At 71.0% G+C, this 19239-nt stretch carries 17 protein-coding genes; 9 read left to right on the top strand and 8 right to left on the bottom strand.

Going from position 1 to position 19239, the window contains the following annotated elements; translation table 11 throughout:
• Positions 1-311: 311 nt before the first annotated feature.
• From ACGFZK_RS27535 to ACGFZK_RS27515, 5 genes are all read left to right on the top strand, one after another.
• On the top strand, positions 312-1061 hold the full coding sequence (locus ACGFZK_RS27535) for a TraR/DksA family transcriptional regulator (protein WP_393851537.1): 750 nt from the start codon (positions 312-314) through the stop codon (positions 1059-1061).
• 128 nt (positions 1062-1189) lie between these two features.
• Positions 1190-1729 carry a signal peptidase II gene (gene lspA / locus ACGFZK_RS27530; RefSeq protein ID WP_393851602.1) on the top strand — a complete coding sequence of 180 codons (540 nt, stop codon included), beginning with the start codon at positions 1190-1192 and terminating at the stop codon, positions 1727-1729.
• 41 nt (positions 1730-1770) lie between these two features.
• The gene (locus ACGFZK_RS27525; RefSeq protein ID WP_393851536.1) at positions 1771-2712 is read left to right on the top strand and encodes an RluA family pseudouridine synthase; all 942 of its coding nucleotides are present in this window, start codon (positions 1771-1773) and stop codon (positions 2710-2712) included.
• Positions 2709-3176, top strand: a complete 468-nt coding sequence (locus ACGFZK_RS27520) for a GNAT family N-acetyltransferase (protein ID WP_393851535.1) — start codon at positions 2709-2711, stop codon at positions 3174-3176. The genes ACGFZK_RS27525 and ACGFZK_RS27520 overlap by 4 nt, the downstream gene beginning before the upstream one ends.
• Before the next feature lie 203 nt (positions 3177-3379).
• The gene (locus ACGFZK_RS27515) at positions 3380-4972 is read left to right on the top strand and encodes a Na+/H+ antiporter (RefSeq protein ID WP_393851534.1); all 1593 of its coding nucleotides are present in this window, start codon (positions 3380-3382) and stop codon (positions 4970-4972) included.
• On the opposite strand, the gene ACGFZK_RS27510 is transcribed toward ACGFZK_RS27515, so the two are convergent.
• The gene (locus tag ACGFZK_RS27510) at positions 4969-5499 is read right to left on the bottom strand and encodes an SRPBCC family protein (protein ID WP_393851533.1); all 531 of its coding nucleotides are present in this window, start codon (positions 5497-5499) and stop codon (positions 4969-4971) included. The two genes, ACGFZK_RS27515 and ACGFZK_RS27510, sit on opposite strands and share 4 nt — an antisense overlap.
• A 63-nt stretch (positions 5500-5562) precedes the next feature.
• Here ACGFZK_RS27510 and ACGFZK_RS27505 point away from each other — a divergent pair, with 63 nt between their 5' ends.
• A complete protein-coding gene (locus ACGFZK_RS27505) occupies positions 5563-6156 on the top strand; it encodes a TetR/AcrR family transcriptional regulator (RefSeq protein WP_393851532.1) in 594 nt (197 codons plus the stop codon).
• Here the strand turns inward: ACGFZK_RS27505 and ACGFZK_RS27500 are convergent.
• Positions 6153-7190, bottom strand: a complete 1038-nt coding sequence (locus ACGFZK_RS27500; protein WP_393851601.1) for a mechanosensitive ion channel family protein — start codon at positions 7188-7190, stop codon at positions 6153-6155. The two genes, ACGFZK_RS27505 and ACGFZK_RS27500, sit on opposite strands and share 4 nt — an antisense overlap.
• A 36-nt stretch (positions 7191-7226) precedes the next feature.
• Between ACGFZK_RS27500 and ACGFZK_RS27495 the strand changes: the two genes are divergently transcribed.
• Positions 7227-7796 carry a dienelactone hydrolase family protein gene (locus ACGFZK_RS27495; protein ID WP_393851531.1) on the top strand — a complete coding sequence of 190 codons (570 nt, stop codon included), beginning with the start codon at positions 7227-7229 and terminating at the stop codon, positions 7794-7796.
• A 60-nt stretch (positions 7797-7856) separates the two neighbouring features.
• On the opposite strand, the gene ACGFZK_RS27490 is transcribed toward ACGFZK_RS27495, so the two are convergent.
• From ACGFZK_RS27490 to ACGFZK_RS27470, 5 genes are all read right to left on the bottom strand, one after another.
• Entirely contained in the window at positions 7857-8810 is a 954-nt protein-coding gene (locus ACGFZK_RS27490; protein ID WP_393851600.1) for a zinc metalloprotease, read from the bottom strand.
• 232 nt (positions 8811-9042) lie between these two features.
• The gene (locus ACGFZK_RS27485; RefSeq protein WP_393851530.1) at positions 9043-10716 is read right to left on the bottom strand and encodes an alkaline phosphatase D family protein; all 1674 of its coding nucleotides are present in this window, start codon (positions 10714-10716) and stop codon (positions 9043-9045) included.
• A gap of 116 nt (positions 10717-10832) precedes the next feature.
• Positions 10833-11627, bottom strand: coding sequence for a DsbA family protein (locus tag ACGFZK_RS27480; RefSeq protein ID WP_393851529.1), 795 nt, complete (start codon positions 11625-11627; stop codon positions 10833-10835).
• A gap of 48 nt (positions 11628-11675) precedes the next feature.
• The gene (locus ACGFZK_RS27475; protein WP_393851528.1) at positions 11676-12362 is read right to left on the bottom strand and encodes a hypothetical protein; all 687 of its coding nucleotides are present in this window, start codon (positions 12360-12362) and stop codon (positions 11676-11678) included.
• A 38-nt stretch (positions 12363-12400) separates the two neighbouring features.
• Positions 12401-13726 (bottom strand): DUF2252 domain-containing protein, encoded by a 1326-nt coding sequence (locus ACGFZK_RS27470; RefSeq protein ID WP_393851527.1) that lies wholly within the window; start codon positions 13724-13726, stop codon positions 12401-12403.
• A gap of 170 nt (positions 13727-13896) precedes the next feature.
• Here ACGFZK_RS27470 and dnaE point away from each other — a divergent pair, with 170 nt between their 5' ends.
• Entirely contained in the window at positions 13897-17439 is a 3543-nt protein-coding gene (dnaE, locus tag ACGFZK_RS27465) for a DNA polymerase III subunit alpha (RefSeq protein ID WP_393851526.1), read from the top strand.
• An 85-nt stretch (positions 17440-17524) separates the two neighbouring features.
• Here the strand turns inward: dnaE and ACGFZK_RS27460 are convergent, their stop codons facing one another.
• Positions 17525-17689, bottom strand: coding sequence for a hypothetical protein (locus ACGFZK_RS27460; RefSeq protein ID WP_393851525.1), 165 nt, complete (start codon positions 17687-17689; stop codon positions 17525-17527).
• Positions 17690-17909: 220 nt separating this feature from the next.
• Here ACGFZK_RS27460 and ACGFZK_RS27455 point away from each other — a divergent pair, with 220 nt between their 5' ends.
• Positions 17910-19217 carry an NYN domain-containing protein gene (locus ACGFZK_RS27455; protein WP_393851524.1) on the top strand — a complete coding sequence of 436 codons (1308 nt, stop codon included), beginning with the start codon at positions 17910-17912 and terminating at the stop codon, positions 19215-19217.
• The last annotated feature ends 22 nt before the right edge of the window (positions 19218-19239 follow it).

Genomic DNA, 19239 nt, shown 5'->3' with positions numbered 1-19239 from the left:
ACGGGCCCACAGGGCGCACGGCAGACCGGTTTACGGGGGCCCGTGCGGGGGCCGCCGGCCCGGCGTGGCGGGGGTGCGGGGAGGGCCCGCGCGGGGCCCCGGCGCGACCCCCGGCGTGACCCGAACGGGCCTGCGCCGGCGTCCCCGGCTCGGGTGGGGCGGGAGGGGCGGATTACCAGGGCTCCTGATGGGCACAACGGATGCAGGTTGACCTCGCTGGATGCGTGCCCCGTTGCCGCGGGGCCGGTGTCGATTTATCGTTCCGGCACGATTCGCGAGCAAAGATCACAGTATGTGAAGGGGTCGCGGCCATGGTGGCGAAGAAGACCGCCGGGAGTACTGCCAAGAAGGCTGTCGGGAAGGCCGCCGGGAAGGCGGCGGTCACCGAGGACGCGGCTCCCGCCAAGAAGGCGACCGCTACCCGGAAGACCGCTGCCGGCGCGCCCGCTCCGGACGGGAAGGCGACCGCCGTCGACAAGACGACCGCCGTCGAGAAGCGGACGGCCACGGCCAAGAAGGCCGGGGCCGAGGGGGCGGCGCATGCCGCGAAGAAGACGGGAGTCCGGAAAGTGGTTGCCAAGAAGAGCGCGGGTACGGCGAGGAAGACGGCCACGGCCGCAACCAGTGGGCTCCCCAAGGCGCGGGCGACGGCGGCCCTGGCCCCCGGCGAGCTCGCCGTACGGCCCGGGGAGGACCCCTGGACCCCCAAGGAGGTCGAGGACGCCCGTGCGGAGCTCCTGTCGGAGGTGCTGCGACTGCGGGCCGAGCTCGACGCGTCCGAGGTGGCCATCACCGGCCTGATGCGGGACTCCGGGGACGGCGCGGGCGACGACCAGGCCGACACGGGCACCAAGAACATCACCCGGGAGTCCGAGCTCGCGCTCGCGGCGAACGCCAGCTCGATGCTGGAGCAGACCGAGCGGGCCCTGGAACGGCTCGAAGCGGGCACGTACGGGCTCTGCGAGAACTGCGGGCAGCCCATCGGCAAGGCCAGGATGCAGGCCTTCCCGCGGGCCACGCTGTGCGTGGACTGCAAGCAGAAGCAGGAGCGGCGGCACTAGGGGGCGCCTTGGCGAGGTCGGGCAGGCGGTGGGCGGGGGCCCTGACGTACCCTCGTGTCCGTCAGGGTCCAGGAGGAGCCTGGTTCGAGCTAGTTCGAGGGACTCACGTGGCAGAGGCGGAGCGCATCATCGGTACGCCGGAGGTCGGGGACGACACCCAGCCTGAGTCCGCCGGGCCCAAGTGGCGCCGTCGGATCACGGCTCTGCTCGTCGTGGCGGTGCTCGCCTACCTGCTGGACCTCGGCACCAAGATGCTGGTCGTGGCGCACCTGGAGCACCAGCCGCCGATCGAGATCATCGGTGACCTGCTGAAGTTCGAGGCGGTCCGCAACCCCGGCGCCGCCTTCGGCTTCGGCGAGGCCTTCACGATCATCTTCACCTGCATCGCGGCCTCCGTGATCGTGGTGATCGTGCGGCTGGCCCGCAAGCTGTACAGCCTGCCGTGGGCGATCGCGCTGGGCCTGCTGCTGGGCGGCGCGCTGGGCAACCTGACCGACCGGATCTTCCGTGCGCCGGGTGTGTTCCGGGGTGCGGTCGTCGACTTCATCGCGCCGGCCCACTTCGCCGTCTTCAACCTCGCCGACTCGGCGATCGTGTGCGGCGGCATCCTGATCGTCCTGCTGTCGTTCAAGGGCCTGGACCCGGACGGCACCGTCCACAAGGACTGATCGCGGGACGGCTCGTCCGCCCCGTCCTGCATACTCGACGGGTGAGTACGATTCCCGAGATCCGCACCCTGCCCGTTCCCGATGGCCTCGAGGGCGAGCGCGTCGACGCCGCCATCGCCCGTATGTTCGGATTTTCCCGGACGAAGGCGGCCGATCTCGCGGCCGCGGGGAAGGTGTCGGTCGACGGCAGTGTCGTCGGGAAGTCCGAGCGTGTGCACGGTGGCGCCTGGCTCGAAGTCGAGATGCCCGCACCGGCCCGGCCGGTCGAGGTCGTCGCCGAGCCCGTCCCCGGCATGGAGATCGTCCATGACGACGACGACATCGTCGTCATCATGAAGCCGGTGGGCGTCGCCGCCCACCCGAGCCCCGGCTGGACCGGTACCACCGTCATCGGCGGCCTCGCCGCGGCCGGCTACCGCATCTCGACCTCCGGCGCCTCCGAGCGCCAGGGCATCGTGCACCGCCTCGACGTCGGCACGTCCGGCCTGATGGCCGTCGCCAAGTCGGAGCGCGCGTACACCTCGCTGAAGAACCAGTTCCGCGAGCGGGTCGTGGACAAGCGCTACCACGCGCTGGTGCAGGGCCACCCGGACCCGATGAGCGGCACGATCGACGCGCCGATCGGCCGCCACCCGAGCGCGGACTACAAGTGGGCCGTGACCCAGGAGGGCAAGCCCTCCGTCACCCACTACGACCTGATCGAGGCCTTCCGCGCCGCCTCGCTGCTGGACATCAAGCTGGAGACCGGCCGTACGCACCAGATCCGCGTGCACATGGCCGCACACCGGCACCCGTGCGTCGGCGACCTGACCTACGGCGCCGACCCGACCGTCGCGAAGCGGCTCGGCCTCACCCGGCAGTGGCTGCACGCGGTGCGTCTCGGCTTCGAGCACCCGTCGGACGGGCAGTGGGTCGAGTTCGAGAGCACCTACCCGGCGGACCTCCAGCACGCGCTGGACGTGATCCGCGCCGAGAGCGAGTGACGGCCTACGAGGTCCGGGTCGCGCAGGGGGAGACCGACCGGGCCGCCTGCTTCGCGGTGCGGCACGAGGTCTTCGTGGTCGAGCAGTCGGTTCCGGAGTCGATCGAGTACGACGCGTACGACGCGGACGCGGTGCACGTGCTGGCCGTGGCGCAGGACGGGACCGCACTCGGCACGGGCCGGCTGCTGTTCGGGGACGCGGCGCTGGCCAAGACCGGCGGGGCGCCGGGTGTGGGCTCGCTGGGGCGGCTGGCCGTCGCCGAGTCCGCGCGCGGGCTGGGCGTCGGGGTGGCGCTGGTCCGGGCGATCGAGGCGGAGGCGGAGCGCAGGGGCCTGGCGGCCGTCGACCTCGGGGCGCAGACCCATGCGCTGGGCTTCTACGAGCGGCTCGGGTACGTGGCCTACGGCCCGGAGTTCCAGGACGCGGGCATCCCCCACCGCGCGATGCGGCGCCCTCTGCCGTAGCCGGATGCGCACGTGCGGCGCCGCTGCCGGGGCTCCGCCCCAGACCCCGCGCCTCAAGCGCCGGCGGGGCTGGAAGATCCAGCCCCGCCGGCGCTTGAGGCGCGGGCGCGGAGCGCCGTAACAGGGTTCGGGCGGAGCCCGACACGGTGAGCCCGCACCTCATCACCGCACCGCCGAGCGCAGCGGCCTGGCAGGGTGGGGGAGTGGATCAGCTTGCTCTGCTCTTCGTGCTCCTGCTCGGGGCCGTGGTCACCGTGCCGCTCGGGGACCGGCTCCGACTGCCCGCGCCCGTCCTGATGACCATCGGCGGGGTGGTCCTCGCGCTGGTGCCCGCCGTGCCGAACGTCGAGATCCCGCCCGACTACATCCTGCCGCTGGTGCTGCCGCCACTGCTGTACGCCTCCGTGCAGCGCACCTCCTGGCGGCAGTTCGCAGCCAACGTCCGGCCCATCCTGCTGCTGGCCGTGGCCCTGGTGTTCGTCACCACCGCCGCCGTGGCCGCCGTCGCCAACGCCGTCGTGCCCGGCCTGCCGATCGCCGCCGCCGTCGCGCTCGGCGCGCTCGTCGCTCCGCCCGACCCGGTGGCCGCCACGGCCGTCGCCGGATCGCTGGGACTGCCCCGCCGCATGGTGTCGATCCTGGAGGGCGAGGGGCTCTTCAACGACGTGACGGCGATCGTGCTCTACCACGTGGCCGTCGCCGCCGTCGTGAGCGGCAGTTTCTCCTGGCCCGACGCGCTCGGGGAGTTCGTGCTCTCCGCCGTGGTGGCCGTGGCCGTCGGGCTCGCGCTCGGCTGGGCCACCCACCGGCTCATGGGGCGGCTCGGCGACGCCACCCTGCAGATCGGCCTGACGCTGCTGGTGCCGTTCGTCTCGTACGTGGTGGCGGAGGAACTCCAGGGGTCGGGGGTGCTGGCCGTGCTGACGACGGCCCTGTTCCTCGCCGAGTACGCGAGCGACGCCGACGACGTGCTGGGGCGGCTGGCCGGGCACACCTTCTGGGAGGTCGTCGACATGCTGGTCACGGGGGTGGCCTTCGGGCTGATCGGTCTGGAGCTGCACAACGTGTTCGGCACGGCGAAGGACCGCGAGTGGGAGATGGCCGGGTGGGCGGCGGTCGTGGTCGCGGTGGTGGTCGGGGTACGGCTGCTGTGGCTGCTGCCGGCCGGCTGGGTCGCGCAGAAGCTGCACCGGCGGCGCGACTACGACGAGGAGATCCCGCTGAGCTGGCGGGAGAGCGTGGTGATGTGGTGGGCCGGGATGCGCGGGGTGGCTTCGGTGGCCCTGGCCCTGGCCATTCCGCTGCGGACGGACGCCGGTGAGCCGTTCCCCGGGCGGGACCAGATCATCTTCATCGCGTTCGCGGTGATCATGACGACCCTGGTGTGCCAGGGGCTGACCCTGCCGTGGCTGGTACGGCGGCTGGGGGTGGAGGCCGACACGGACGCCGACCGGGACGCGGAGCGGCAGCTGGCGATCCGCGCCGCCAAGGCCGCGAAGCAGCGGCTGAGGGAGATCCAGGACGCGGAGGAGCTGCCGGAGGACCTGGCCGAGCAGCTGTACCGGCGCGCGTACGACGTGGGGGCCAGGATCAGCCCCGACATGGTGGACGAGGAACGGCGCGAGGCGTACGCGAAGCGGGTGGAGCGGCTCCGCGACATCCAGCGGATCCAGCGGGAGATGATGTCGGCCGCCCGCCACGAGGTCCTGGCGGCCCGCAGCGAACCCGGCTCCGACCCGGAGATCGTGGACCGGGTGCTGCGGCACCTGGACGTACGCAGCCTGCGGGCCCCCTAGGGACGGGGCGGCCCGGCCAGGGCCTGGGCGGGCCGCGACACGAGGCGTTCCAGCCCGCGGAGGAAGCGGACGTACGGGGACCAGCGGGCCGGGCGGGCGACCGTGCCCGTGCACGCCAGTTCGGCGCGGTCCAGGCTGTCCTCCAGGAAGGCGTCGTGCGCCGGGCGGAAGGCCAGCGGCCAGGTGATGCGGCTGAGGCCGCTGACCGTCATCGCGATGGTGTGCCGCAGCACGGTGCGCTCGGCGTCGACGGGCAGCACGGCGAACTCGTGGAAGCCGTGGAATCCGCGGGGCCCGGTGAAGGTGAAGCGGACCCAGGTCCCCGGCACGTACGCGGCCACCGTGTAGCGCACCGGTCCGTGTCCGCCCGCGGCCCCGACCCCCAGGGGGCGGTCGAGCTCCATGTCCTCCCACAGGCGGCCGGGCCACAGCCTGTCGTCCTCCCCGGCGGACAGTGTGTCGACGAGTGCGCCGACCTCGCTCCCCGGCGCCGCGATCAGACGCTCGTGCACGTTGTAGACGCCCATGGGTCCTCCCCTCCAGATTATTAGAGATGCGTCTCTAATAATCTGGAGGGTACTCTCTGATTCATGGCGAGACCACCCCGCTTCGACACCGACCAGATCCTCGACGCCGCCGTCCGGCTCGCCGCCTCCGGCGGACCCGGCGGTGTGAGCATGTCCGCCGTCGCCCAGGCGATCGGCGCGCCCAGCGGCTCCATGTACCACCGCTTCGCCGGGCGCAGCGCCCTGCTCGCCGAGGTGTGGCTGCGTACCGTCGAGCGGTTCCAGCAGGGCTACTTCGCCAGCCTGCACAGCGACCCCGACCCGGGCCCGGCCGCCCGCGCCGCCGCCCGGCACGTCGTGGCGTGGAGCCGCGCCCACCCCGAGGAGGCCGCCCTCCTGCTCCACGGGCCGTGGGAGTTCGGCCGCGCCGACTGGTCGGACGAGCACACCGCGCGGGCCGATTCCGGCAATCAGCGTGTGTACGCCGCCCTCGGCGCCCTCGCCGCGTCGCTCGGCGCGACCGGTCCCCAGGACCGGGACCGCATCACCCTGGCCCTGATCGACCTGCCGCTCTCGGTGGTCCGCCGTCACCTGCGCGCGGGCGAACCGCTGCCGCCGCACGCCGAGGACCTCGCCGAGGAGTGCGCGGCCGCGCTGCTGCCCACGGCCGCCGGCTAAGGGGCCTGCGGCGCCTGGGCCGTGGTGATGCGGGGGAGGGCGTACGGGTGGTGGGTCACCAGCCAGGTGATCAGGCGTTCGCGGACCGCGCAGCGCAGCGTCCAGAGGTCGTCGGCGTCCTTCGCCGTGATCGCCGCGCGGACCTGGACGGTGTGCGGTGTGGTATCCGTCACGGCCAGGGTCCCGCCCCGGCCGTCCCACTCCGGGATCTCGCTCAGGACGAGCCCAAGCTGCTCCCGCATCAGGTCGATCGGCGCGCTGTGGTCCAGGTGCCAGAAGACCGTGCCGGTCATCTGCGCGCCGCCGCGCGACCAGTTCTCGTAGGGCTTGCTCGTGAAGTACGAGACCGGCATCGTGATGCGCCGTTCGTCCCAGGTGCGGACCGTCAGGAAGGTCAGGGTGATCTCCTCGACCCGGCCCCACTCCTTGTCGACGACGACCGTGTCGCCGATCCGGACGGTGTCACCGAAGGCGATCTGGAGTCCGGCGAAGAGATTGCTCAACGAAGCCTGGGCGGCGATGCCGGCCACGATGCCGAGGACTCCCGCCGAGGCCAGCACGGAGGCGCCGAGCGTACGCATCGGCGGGAAGGTCAGCAGCATCGCCGCCGCGGCGACCACGACCACCACCGCCGTCACCACCCGGTGGATCAGGGTGACCTGGGTGCGGACCCGGCGCACCCGGGCCTCGTCCTCGGTCGCCGCCGCGTAGCGCGCGTACGTCGAGTCGACCGCGGCCGTCGCGATCCGCACCGCCAGCCAGACCGCGGAGGCGATCAGGACCAGGGTGAGGAACCGGCCGACGCCGAAGGTGTGGTCGGGCAGGATTTCCGCCTGCCGGTACGAGCCCCGGAGCAGCGAGGTGCACAGGACGACCTGGAAGGGCAGTCGGCAGCGGCGCAGCAGGCCCCACAGCGGGGTCTCGGTGTGCCGGACGTCGGCCCGGCGCAGCAGCAGGTCCAGCAGCCAGCCCGCGATCAGGGTGGCGACCAGTGCGCCGCCGATGACGATCACGGGGCGCAGGACGTTCTCCATCTCCATGGGGACGAACGTAGCTGGCACGATGGAGGCATGAACATCATGCTTTTCCATTCGACGTACGGGCTGCGCCCCGCGGTGCACGCGGCGGCCGACCGGCTGCGCGCGGCCGGGCACGAGGTCCAGGTGCCGGATCTCTTCGGGGGACGCACCTTCGAGACCGTCGAGGAGGGCATGGCCCACCGGGACGAGATCGGCCGTGACGAACTGCTGAAGCGCGCGGTGCTCGCCTCCGCCCCCTACTCGGACCAGGGCCTGGTCTACGCGGGCTTCTCCTTCGGCGGTTCCGTCGCCCAGCACCTGGCGATGGCCGACGAGAAGGCGCGCGGGCTGCTGCTCCTGCACGGGACGGCGGACCTGGAGGACGGCGCCTCGGTGGACGAGCTGCCCGTGCAGCTGCACATCGCGGACCCCGACCCGTTCGAGCCGCACGACTGGTTGACGGCCTGGTACCTGCGGATGCAGCGCGCGGGGGCCGACGTGGAGGTCCACAGCTACCCGGGCGCCGGGCACCTGTTCACCGACCCGGGGCTGGACGACTACGACGCCGAGGCCGCCGAGCAGGTCTGGAAGGTCGCCGTCGGCTTCCTCGACGGCCTGTAGGAGCGCGGACGGCGCAGGGCCCGGCCCGGCGGATGCCGGACCGGGCCCTTGCCGGTGGGGTCAGCCCGCCCGGTAGGCGGTCCAGCTGCTCGACATGCGAGCCACCTGACCGGCGGTGAACTGGTACATGCAGGAGTCGTACGTGTAGTCCATGAAGTTGCGGATCGGGTCCGCGCCCGGCTTGCTCGCGCAGCTGTCGCGCCCGGTCGGGCACTCGTACGCGGCGCTCTTCTCGGCCGGGGTGTCGGAGACGTAGTCGCCGTTGCCGCTGCAGCCGCCCTGGAAGGTGTGGTAGAGGCCCAGCCAGTGGCCGACCTCGTGGGTGGCGGTGTCACCCTCGTTGTAGTTGGCCGCGGAGCCGCCCGGCAGCGAGCTGTCGAGCACGACCACGCCGTCCATCTTGGGGCTGGAGGCGTAGGAGGTCGGGAAGGTCGCCCAGCCCAGCAGTCCGCCGGAGAGCTTGGCGGTGTAGAAGTTGAGCGCGCCCGGGCCGCCCTTGCGCAGGGTGTTCTTCATGTCCTTCTCGGCCTGGGAGCCGGAAGCCAGGTTGTACCAGGAGGCGTTGTCCGTGTAGTCGGTGGCCGCCAGGGTGAACTGGAAGTTCGTGTTGACGTTGCCGGTGCCCTGGCCGCCGTAGGCGGCGTTGAGGACCGCGAGCTGCTTGCCGACGTCCGTGGCCGTCAGCTTGCCGGTGGCGCCGGAGTGCACGACGTGGAAGTACACGGGGATGTTCACGACGGCCTCGGCGGCGGCGAGGCTGCGCTGCGGCTGGTTCTTGAGGGCCTTGTCGAGCTTCGCCTTGAGGTCGGCGTCCATGGCCTTCGCCTGCGCGTCACTGACGGCGTTGGGCTCGTCCGCGTGCTCGTCGTGGGCGCGGGCCACCCGGGCGTTGGCGGCGCCGGAGGCGGCGGGCTGGTCGGCGCAGACCTCGGCGGGGGACTTGGCGGCCGCGAGCGTGGTGGGGGCCGCGAGCGGGGTGAAAGCCAAGGTTCCGGCCAGGACTGCCGTGCCCATCAGGCGGCGGCGGAGAAGGGGGGATATGCGGGCAACTGCGCGCACGTGTGCTCCTCGCGTGGGGGGTTGCGGGGGGTGGTGGCCTGAAGGATCTTCTTCAGCTGGCGCGAAGCTTATGTGTGCATGACATATTCAGGTCAAGTGTCTTACGTAAAAGATTTGTTGCCTCTGACGCACGTGGGGCGCCTGGTATGTACCAGGCGCCCCACGTGACAGAAGGATTGACGGTCGATCAGCGAACCGGCTGATAGGCCCGCTCCACCTTCTGGGTCCCGTTCGGCGTCCGGTACGACCGGGTCCATGCGGATGTGGCACCCGGCTGCCGCTTGTCGGACACCACGTAGTAGTCCATCTGCGAGCGCTCCGCCGTCACGTCCAGCACGCCATAGCCGTGCGCGTCCATGTCGAGCCACTTCACGTGCCGGTTGGCGGCCTTGACGGCCGTCTCGGCGACCAGTGAGAGGGTGTCCGGCAGGACGTGCAGGATGTCGTCGAGGTTGTCGGAGGTCACCGAGGTGACGACGAACTCGGTCGCGGCCGTCCCCGAGCCCGGGTACGTGGCCATGTTCATCGGGACCTCGTTCGCCCAGGCCATGTGGATGTCGCCGGTCAGGAACACGGTGTTCTTGACGCCCCGGTCCTTCAGGTGGCCCAGCAGCTCCTTGCGGTCGTCCGTGTACCCGTCCCACTGGTCCACGTTGATCGCGATCCCGCCCTCGGGCAGACCGAGCAGCTTGGCCAGCGGCTTGAGCAGGTGCGCGGGCAGCGAACCGAAGGCCACCGGCGAGATCATCACCGAGGTGCCGACCAGCTTCCACGTCGCGGCCGAGCCCGTGAGGCCCGACTTGAGCCAGTCCAGCTGGGCGCGCCCGGTGATGGTGCGCTCCGGGTCGTCCACCGAGCCGCTGCCCACCTTGGTCTGCTGCGAACGGAAGGAGCGCAGGTCCAGCAGGTGCAGGTCGGCCAGGGTGCCGAAGCGCAGCCTCCGGTAACAGGTCCCCGCGATGGACGCGCGTACGGGCATCCACTCGAAGTACGCCTGCTTGGCTGCGGCCGCGCGGGCCGCCCACTCGCCCTCGGCCCCCGGGGTGTGGTTCTCGGCGCCGCCGGCCCAGGTGTCGTTGGCGAACTCGTGGTCGTCCCATATGGCGATGACCGGGTGCGCGTGGTGCAGGGCCTGGAGGTCGGCGTCCGTCTTGTACATGCCGTGGCGGGTGCGGTAGTCGGCGAGCGAGACGATCTCGTGCCTCGGCTCGTGCGGGCGTACGACGTACTTCGCCTCCGGATATCCCCCGGACTGGTACTCGTAGACGTAGTCGCCCAGGTGCAGGACCGCGTGCAGGTCCGTACGGGTCGCCAGGTGGCGGTAGGCGGAGAAGTAGCCGGACTCCCAGTTGGCGCAGGAGACCACACCGAAGCGGACCCCGGCGGTCGTCGTCTCGTGGGCCGGGGTGGTCAGGGTGCGTCCGACGGGCGAGACGGCGGCGCCGGTGGTGAACCGGTACCAGTACGGCGTCTGTGGCTGGAGCCCGCGCACGTCCACCTTGACCGTGTGGTCGGTGGTGGCGCTCGCGGTGGCGGCTCCGGAGGCGACGACGCGGGAGAAGTCCTTGTCGGAGGCCACCTCCCAGCCCACCTGGGTGGCGGGGCCGAGCCCGGAGCCGGGTACGGCCTCGGGGGCGGGGGTGACACGGGTCCACAGCAGGACCCCGTCGGGCAGCGGGTCGCCCGAGGCGACGCCGTGCAGGAAGGCCGGCCCGGTGCCCGCCGCGTGGGCGGCGGAGGCACCCAGCGAGGTGAGGGGCGCCAGCGCGGCCGTGGCCGCCGCGGCGAGAACGACCGTACGGCGGCGGGGCGATGCCGAGGTCGGGGAGGAGGAGAGATGACTGGTCACGGGCCAGCACATTACCGACGGGTACACCCCTGGGAACAGGTGTCGGAGCGCAACGGGCGGGCGAACTCTCGGAGTTCGCCCGCCCGTTCAAGCGGTCTGGCCGGAAAGCGTCCCCGGTTGGCCGGGGATCAGCCCTGCAGGGCCTTGTCGATCGCCGCCGTGAACTGCTCCGCCGTCTGCGGGGTCTCGATCTTCTTGCCGTCCATCTTCAGGGCCGGCGTGCCCTTCACCCCGGACTTGTCGAAGACCTTCGACATCTCCAGCGCCCACCGGTCGTACGTACCGTCCTCGACGGCCTTCTTGAACTCGGCGTTGCCCTTGAGCGCCGGGACCGTGTCCGCGACCTTCAGCAGGTAGTCGTCCTTGGCGAAGCTGTCGACGGTCTCCTCCGGGTGCAGCTCCTTGGAGTAGAGCGCCGCCTTGTACTGAAGGAAGGCCTCCGGGCTGACGTTCAGCGCCGCGCCCAGGGCGCTCAGCGCGTTCTTCGAGCCCTCGCCCTTGACGGCGTTGTCGATGAAGGTGGCGCCGAAGTACTGAAGCTTGTACTTGCCCGCGTCCACGTCCTTCTTGACCTGCTCACCGGCCGCCTGCTCGAAGGAGGCACAGGCCGGGCAGCGCGAGTCCTCGTACAGCTCCAGGGTCTTCTTCGCGTCGGCCTTGCCGACGACGACCGTGGTGCCGTCCTCGCCCGTGGTGTTCTTCGGCTTGACCAGCTCGGCCTTGGCGGCCTTCTCCCACTGGCCCGGCTGGTTGGCCTGCATGACCCCGTAGCCGATGGCGCCGATCACGCCGAGCGCGAGGACGACGCCGCCCGCCACGATCACCTGGCGGCGCATCTTGTCCTTCTTGGCCTGGGCCTCGCGCTCGGCGCGCAGACGCTCGCGGGCCGCTGCCTTGTTCGCGTGGCTGTTGCGTGAACTCATCGTGATCTCCGTGGGGTGTGACGTGTGAAAGGGACTGCCGTACGTGCGTCAGGCGCGGGCGAGCGCGCCGAGCACGGGGGGTCCCCGCCGTCCCACGGAGTGTGCGGGGAACCGCGTACGAGCCCCGGCGCCCGGGAGGGCCGACCGCAGCAGCGCTCGCGCCGGCCGGCAGGCCCCCGCCACCGAGGCCACCGCCAGCAGCAGCGGCCGGAACGCGAGGGCCGCCACCGCCCGCAGCAGCCGGCCCAGCGCCCGCTCGCCGTGGCGCAGCCACGCGGCCGCGAGCAGCCCCACCGAGACGTGGGCGCCGAGCAGCAGCCACGGCGTGTACGGCCCGGGCGAGGCCAGCAGTGCGGCCGCCTCGGCCGGCCCGGCCACCTCGGTCAGCGGCCCGCCCACCGGCGTGCCGCCACACAGGGCGTCCAGGCCCATGGCCCGCAGCGGACCCGCGACGGGGCCGCCGGCCGGGCCGTAGCAGAGGTGCTGTCCGGTGGTGAAGACGGTGTCGGCGGCCAGCTCCAGCGGTACGAGCAGCCCGGCGATGGGGGCGAAGCCCCGTTCGCGGCCCGCGAGCGCGTAGGCGATCACGAACACACCAGCGAAGGCCCCGGCCACCAGCGAGGGCGGCAGCGGGACCCGGGACATCAGGACGTGCGAGCCGGACGAGAGCAGCACGACGAGTGCGCTGAACAGCGCGGCCCGCAGCCCCCTGAGTCCCGTCCCGGAAACGTCCATCCTCGCGAGTGTGCCACGCGTTCCTGTGGAACAGCGGCTCAGGGAGTGAGACGCCCGTTACGGAAGAGGTCCACGAAGATCTGGTGGTCGGCGCGCGCCCGGGCACCGTAGGCATGGGCGAAGTCCACGAGCAGATCCGCGAAGCCCTCCTCGTCCGCCGCGATCGCCGCGTCGATGGCCCGCTCGGTGGAGAAGGGGACCAGCGTCTGCCCGCTCTCGTCCGCGTCGGCGGCCCCGTGCATGGTCGCGGTAGCCCGGCCCAGGTCCGCGACGACGGCCGCGATCTCCTCCGGGTCGTCCAGGTCCGACCAGTCCAGGTCCACCGCGTACGGGGAGACCTCCGCCACCAGCTGCCCGGCCCCGTCCAGCTCCGTCCAGCCCAGCCACGGGTCGGCGTGCGCCTGCAGGGCGCGCTGGGAGATGACCGTACGGTGCCCCTCGTGCTGGAAGTACTCCCGCACCGCCCGGTCCGTGATGTGCCGGGAGGCCGCCGGGGTCTGCGCCTGCTTGAGGTAGATCACGACGTCGTTCTCCAAGGCGTCGCTGTGCCCCTCCAGCAGGATGTTGTAGGAGGGCAGGCCCGCCGAGCCGATGCCGACGCCCCGGCGGCCCACCACGTCCTTGACCCGGTAGGAGTCGGGCCGTACGAGGGACTCGTCGGGGAGGGTCTCCAGGTACCCGTCGAAGGCGGCCAGCACCTTGTAGCGGGTGGCGGCGTCCAGCTCGATGGAGCCGCCGTCGGCCGTGAAGCGGCGCTCGTAGTCCCGTATCTCCGTCATGGAGTCCAGCAGGGAGAAGCGGGTGCGGGAGCGGGCCGAGCGCAGTGCGGCCAGCAGGGGGCCCTCGGCGGTGTCCAGCGTGAAGGAGGGCACCTCCTCGTGCTTGGCCCCCGCGGCCAGCCGGTGGATCCGCTCCCGGTAGGCACCGGCGTAGATCCGCACCAGCTCGCTTATCTGGTCGTCGCTGAGCGCCTTGGTGTAGCCGATCAGGGCGACCGAGGCGACGAACCGCTTCAGGTCCCAGGTGAAGGGGCCGACGTAGGCCTCGTCGAAGTCGTTGACGTTGAAGATCAGCCGGCCGTTGGAGTCCATGTACGTGCCGAAGTTCTCGGCGTGCAGGTCTCCGTGGATCCACACCCGGCCCGTCCGCTCGTCCAGGTACGGGCCGCCGTGCCGGTCCCGCTCCAGGTCGGAGTAGAAGAGGCACGCCGTGCCCCGGTAGAAGGCGAAGGCCGAGGCCGCCATCTTGCGGAACTTGACCTGGAAGGCAGCGGGGTCGGCGGCGAGCAGCTCACCGAACGCGGTGTCGAACACGTCGAGGATCTCTTCGGCGCGCTGCTCGTCGGTCGTCTCGGGGACCGCCATGGCGGGTTCCTCCTGGTGCACGGGCTGGTTCAGGGCCGATCGACTGGACGCCGGATCGGTCCTCCTGGTTCTGCAACGCCCGACCGTACCGCTCAGTGCCCGTGAGCTGTCACCCGGCCGACGTAGGATTCGAAGCTGCCCCCTCACCCCGCCCCCGGAGGACCCGCGCCGTGACAAAGCCGCCGTTCACGCACCTGCACGTCCACACCCAGTATTCGCTGCTGGACGGTGCCGCGCGGCTGAAGGACATGTTCAACGCGTGCAACGAGATGGGCATGACGCACATCGCCATGTCCGACCACGGAAACCTGCACGGGGCGTACGACTTCTTCCACACCGCGAAGAAGGCCGGCATCACGCCGATCATCGGCATCGAGGCGTACGTCGCCCCCGAGTCCCGGCGCAACAAACGGCGCATCCAGTGGGGCCAGCCGCACCAGAAGCGCGACGACGTCTCCGGTTCCGGCGGTTACACGCACAAGACGATCTGGGCGTCGAACGCCACCGGTCTGCACAACATCTTCCGGCTGTCCTCCGACGCGTACGCCGAGGGCTGGCTCACGAAGTGGCCGCGGATGGACAAGGAGACCATCTCCAAGTGGTCCGAGGGCCTGATCGCCTCCACCGGCTGCCCGTCCGGCGAGGTGCAGACCAGGCTGCGGCTCGGCCAGTTCGACGAGGCCGTGCAGGCCGCCTCCGACTACAAGGACATCTTCGGCGAGGGGCGCTACTTCCTGGAGCTGATGGACCACGGCATCGAGATCGAGCGCCGGGTCCGCGACGGGCTGCTGGAGATCGGCAAGAAGCTCGGCATCCCGCCGCTGGTGACGAACGACTCGCACTACACGTACGCGAGCGAGGCCACCGCCCACGACGCCCTGCTCTGCATCCAGACCGGCAAGAACCTCTCGGACCCGGACCGCTTCCGCTTCGACGGCACCGGCTACTACCTGAAGTCGACCGACGAGATGTACGCGATCGACTCCTCGGACGCCTGGCAGGAGGGCTGCGCCAACACGCGGCTGGTCGCGGACCAGGTCGACACCGAGGGCATGTTCAAGTTCCGGAACCTGATGCCGAAGTTCGACATCCCGGACGGTCACACCGAGGTCAGCTGGTTCCGCGAGGAGACCATGCGCGGCATGCACCGCCGCTACCCCGGAGGCATTCCGGAGGACCGGATGCAGCAGGCCGAGTACGAGATGGACACGATCATCTCGATGGGCTTCCCGGGCTACTTCCTCGTGGTCGCCGACTTCATCATGTGGGCCAAGAACCAGGGCATCGCGGTGGGCCCCGGACGTGGTTCCGCGGCCGGTTCGATCGTCGCGTACGCCATGGGCATCACCGACCTCGACCCGCTCACGCACGGCCTGATCTTCGAGCGCTTCCTGAACCCCGAGCGCGTCTCCATGCCCGATGTCGACATCGACTTCGACGAGCGCAGGCGCGTCGAGGTGATCCGGTACGTGACCGACAAGTACGGCGCCGACAAGGTCGCCATGATCGGCACCTACGGCACCATCAAGGCGAAGAACGCGATCAAGGACTCGGCCCGCGTGCTGGGCTACCCGTACGCCATGGGCGACCGCCTCACCAAGGCCATGCCCGCCGACGTCCTCGGCAAGGGCATCCCGCTCTCCGGCATCCTCGACCCGCAGCACCCCCGCTACGGCGAGGCCGGCGAGATCCGCGGGATGTACGAGAACGAGCCGGACGTGAAGAAGGTCATCGACACCGCCCGCGGTGTGGAGGGCCTGGTCCGCCAGATGGGCGTGCACGCGGCCGGCGTGATCATGTCCAGCGAGACGATCACCGACCACGTACCCGTCTGGGTGCGGCACACGGACGGCGTGACCATCACGCAGTGGGACTACCCGAGCTGCGAGTCGCTCGGCCTGCTGAAGATGGACTTCCTCGGCCTGCGCAACCTCACGATCATGGACGACGCCGTCAAGATGGTGAAGGCCAACAAGGGGATCGACATCGATCTCCTGGGCCTGCCGCTCGACGACCCCAAGACCTTCGAACTGCTCGGCCGCGGTGACACCCTCGGCGTCTTCCAGTTCGACGGCGGGCCCATGCGCTCCCTGCTGCGCCTGATGAAGCCCGACAACTTCGAGGACATCTCCGCCGTCTCGGCCCTGTACCGGCCGGGTCCGATGGGCATGAACTCGCACACGAACTACGCCCTGCGCAAGAACAAGCAGCAGGAGATCACCCCGATCCACCCGGAGCTGGAGGGGCCGCTCGAAGAGGTGCTCGCGGTCACCTACGGCCTGATCGTCTACCAGGAGCAGGTTCAGAAGGCCGCCCAGATCATCGCCGGGTACTCGCTCGGCGAGGCCGACATCCTGCGCCGCGTGATGGGCAAGAAGAAGCCCGAGGAGCTGGCGAAGAACTTCGTCATCTTCGAGGAAGGCGCCAAGAAGAAGGGCTTCAGCGACCAGGCGATCAAGGCCCTGTGGGACGTCCTGGTCCCCTTCGCCGGCTACGCCTTCAACAAGGCCCACTCGGCCGCGTACGGCCTGGTCTCCTACTGGACCGCCTACCTCAAGGCGAACTTCCCGGCCGAGTACATGGCCGGCCTGCTCACCTCGGTCAAGGACGACAAGGACAAGTCCGCGATCTACCTGAACGAGTGCCGCCGCATGGGCATCAAGGTGCTCCCGCCGAACGTGAACGAGTCCGAGCCGAACTTCGCCGCCCAGGGCGACGACGTGATCCTCTTCGGCCTCACCGCGGTGCGCAACGTCGGCACCAACGTGGTGGAGTCGATCATCAAGACCAGGAAGGCGAAGGGGAAGTTCTCCTCCTTCCCCGACTTCCTGGACAAGGTCGAGGCCGTCGTCTGCAACAAGCGCACCGTCGAGTCGCTGATCAAGGCCGGCGCCTACGACGAGATGGGCCACACCCGAAAGGGGCTGGTCGCGCACCACGAGTCGATGATCGACAATGTGGTCGCGGTCAAGCGCAAGGAGGCCGAGGGCCAGTTCGACCTGTTCGGCGGAATGGGTGACGAGAACGCGGGCGACGAGCCCGGATTCGGCCTCGACGTGGAGTTCTCCGACGTCGAGTGGGAGAAGTCCTACCTGCTCGCCCAGGAGCGCGAGATGCTCGGCCTCTACGTCTCCGACCACCCGCTCTTCGGCCTGGAGCACGTGCTGTCCGACAAGACGGACGCCGGTATCTCCCAGCTGACCGGCGGCGAGCACTCCGACGGCGCGGTCGTCACCATCGGCGGCATCATCTCGGGCCTCCAGCGCAAGATGACCAAGCAGGGCAACGCCTGGGCCATCGCCACCGTGGAGGACCTGGCCGGCTCCATCGAATGCATGTTCTTCCCGGCGACCTACCAGCTCGTCTCCACCCAGCTGGTCGAGGACACGGTGGTCTTCGTCAAGGGCCGCCTCGACAAGCGCGAGGACGTCCCCCGCCTGGTCGCCATGGAGATGATGGTCCCCGACCTCTCCTCGGCCGGCACCAACGCCCCGGTGGTCCTCACCATCCCCACCGTCAAGGTCACTCCGCCGATGGTGACCCGTCTGGGCGAGATCCTGCGCCACCACCAGGGCAACAGCGAGGTCCGGATCAAGCTCCAGGGACCGCGCACCACCACCGTGCTCCGCCTCGACAAGCACCGGGTCAAGCCCGACCCCGCCCTCTTCGGCGACCTCAAGGTGCTGCTCGGTCCGTCCTGCCTGGCCGGATGACACCCCGGGGCGCGACCCCGGCGGTACCTGCGGAAGGGCCCGCCCGGTGCTGCCGGGCGGGCCCTTCCGCGTCCGAGTGCGGCCGTCAGTTGTGGCCGAACTTCTTCTCCTTGCGCTTGTGCGCCATGTCCATCGGGCTCGGTGCCGAGGAGGAGGACATCGACTCGGTCTCCGACGTGCCCTTGATCGGATCCTGCCCCGACCGGGGCTGCTGCTTGGCGGGCTGCTTCTGGTTCTTGTTCTTGGCCATGGTGGAGCCTCCATGAGGGTCTAGGGGCCAGGACCGCCTTCACACTCACACAGGGCCGGAAACCGCGCATTTTGGATCATTACTGCGCGTAGCCGATGCCCCACAGCCCTCCGTCAGTGAGATCCGCCACGCCGATGATCGAGTTCCGGCCTTCAACACCCTTGGGGTCGGGCAGACTCGGGGAACCCGCCGAAACTACAGAGGACCCCCAGGGAAGAGGGTGGAACGCGTGGACCGCTGCGTCGTCCTGGTGGACGCCGGCTACCTGCTGGGTGCCGCCGCCAGCCTTCTCGCCGGGGAGCCCTCCCGGTCCCGGATCACCATCGACCATGCCGCCCTCATCCAGGGCCTGCGCGAGCGGGCCGAGGCCGACACCGAGCAGCCCCTGCTGCGCATCTACTGGTTCGACGGCGCACCCGACCGGGTGCCCCAGCCCGAGCACCGGCGGCTGCGCGTCATGCCCCGCGTCACCGTCCGCCTGGGCGCCCTGACCCGGAGCGACGGCCGCTGGGCGCAGAAGGGCGTCGACGCCGCCATGCACGCCGAGCTCACCGAGCTCGCCCGCAACCGCGCCTGCTCCGACGTCGTCCTGGTCACCGGCGACGGAGACCTGCTGCCCGGCCTGATGTCCGCCAAGGAACACGGGGTCGCCGTCCACCTGTGGGCCGTCCAGGCCGCCGACGGGGACTACAACCAGTCCGAGGACCTCGTCGCCGAGGCCGACGAACGCCGCGTCCTGGACCGGGCCTGGATCACCCGGGCCGTCCGCGCCAAGGACCTCACCGGACTGTGCTCCCCGCCGCCCGCACCGCGCCCGGACATCGCGGCCATTCTCTCGGCCCCGCTGCCCGAGGCGGCGCTCGCCGAGGCCGCCCGCAACGGCGCCGCCGCCACCGGGGAGGAGGACCGCGACGGGGTCCCCGTGCCGGCCCCCACCGCCCCCGGCGGCAAGCCGGTGCCCACGCCCAAGGACCTGGCCGGAGCCCTGCGCGCCCCCGGCCAGCAGAGCGGCCCGCAGGCCGGGCCGAGCGGCGCCCACGCCCCGGCCAGCGCCCTGCGCTGGTCCTCCGACAAGGGCTGGATCGACCGCGCCGGACCGCTGGGCGAGCCCGCCGAGACCGCCTCGCTGCCCACCCTCGCCCAGCTCACCAGCGCCGAACAGCGCTGGGCGGACCGGGAGGAGGACATCACCACCGTCGGCGGCGACCCGTTCGAGGTGGGACAGGTGTTCGCCCGGCGCTGGATGGAGCGGCTCCCGGAGGCCGTGCACCTGCAGAAGCTGGCCACGATGTACCCGCGGATCCCGCACCGGATCGACGGCGAACTACTGCGATACGCCGCCCGGTTCGGGCTGCTCGCGCACAAGGACGACCAGATCGACGAGCACGACCGGTACGCCATCCGCGCCGGGTTCTGGCGGGAGATCGACGTCCGCGCCGCCGCCGAACACGTGGCCGCGGTACCGGCCTCGGCACCCGGAGCCGGCCCCGGCGACCTCCCCGCCCCGCTGACCCCGACGGCCGAGTAGGGCCGGGAACCCCGTAGGCTGC

It is taken from the genome of Streptomyces sp. NPDC048257 (genome assembly GCF_043201855.1).
GTDB lineage: Bacteria > Actinomycetota > Actinomycetes > Streptomycetales > Streptomycetaceae > Streptomyces.
This window is presented reverse-complemented; position numbering and strand designations above follow the sequence as displayed.

Coding starts and splice junctions, on each gene's coding strand:
- ACGFZK_RS27510 (WP_393851533.1), bottom strand. CDS start 5,499: ATGGGCGTCTACAACGTGCACGAGCGTCTGATCGCGGCGCCGGGGAGC.
- ACGFZK_RS27470 (WP_393851527.1), bottom strand. CDS start 13,726: ATGGCGGTCCCCGAGACGACCGACGAGCAGCGCGCCGAAGAGATCCTC.
- ACGFZK_RS27485 (WP_393851530.1), bottom strand. CDS start 10,716: ATGTGCTGGCCCGTGACCAGTCATCTCTCCTCCTCCCCGACCTCGGCA.
- ACGFZK_RS27505 (WP_393851532.1), top strand. CDS start 5,563: ATGGCGAGACCACCCCGCTTCGACACCGACCAGATCCTCGACGCCGCC.
- ACGFZK_RS27475 (WP_393851528.1), bottom strand. CDS start 12,362: ATGGACGTTTCCGGGACGGGACTCAGGGGGCTGCGGGCCGCGCTGTTC.
- ACGFZK_RS27495 (WP_393851531.1), top strand. CDS start 7,227: ATGAACATCATGCTTTTCCATTCGACGTACGGGCTGCGCCCCGCGGTG.
- ACGFZK_RS27480 (WP_393851529.1), bottom strand. CDS start 11,627: ATGAGTTCACGCAACAGCCACGCGAACAAGGCAGCGGCCCGCGAGCGT.
- ACGFZK_RS27535 (WP_393851537.1), top strand. CDS start 312: ATGGTGGCGAAGAAGACCGCCGGGAGTACTGCCAAGAAGGCTGTCGGG.
- ACGFZK_RS27500 (WP_393851601.1), bottom strand. CDS start 7,190: ATGGAGAACGTCCTGCGCCCCGTGATCGTCATCGGCGGCGCACTGGTC.
- ACGFZK_RS27490 (WP_393851600.1), bottom strand. CDS start 8,810: ATGGGCACGGCAGTCCTGGCCGGAACCTTGGCTTTCACCCCGCTCGCG.
- ACGFZK_RS27460 (WP_393851525.1), bottom strand. CDS start 17,689: ATGGCCAAGAACAAGAACCAGAAGCAGCCCGCCAAGCAGCAGCCCCGG.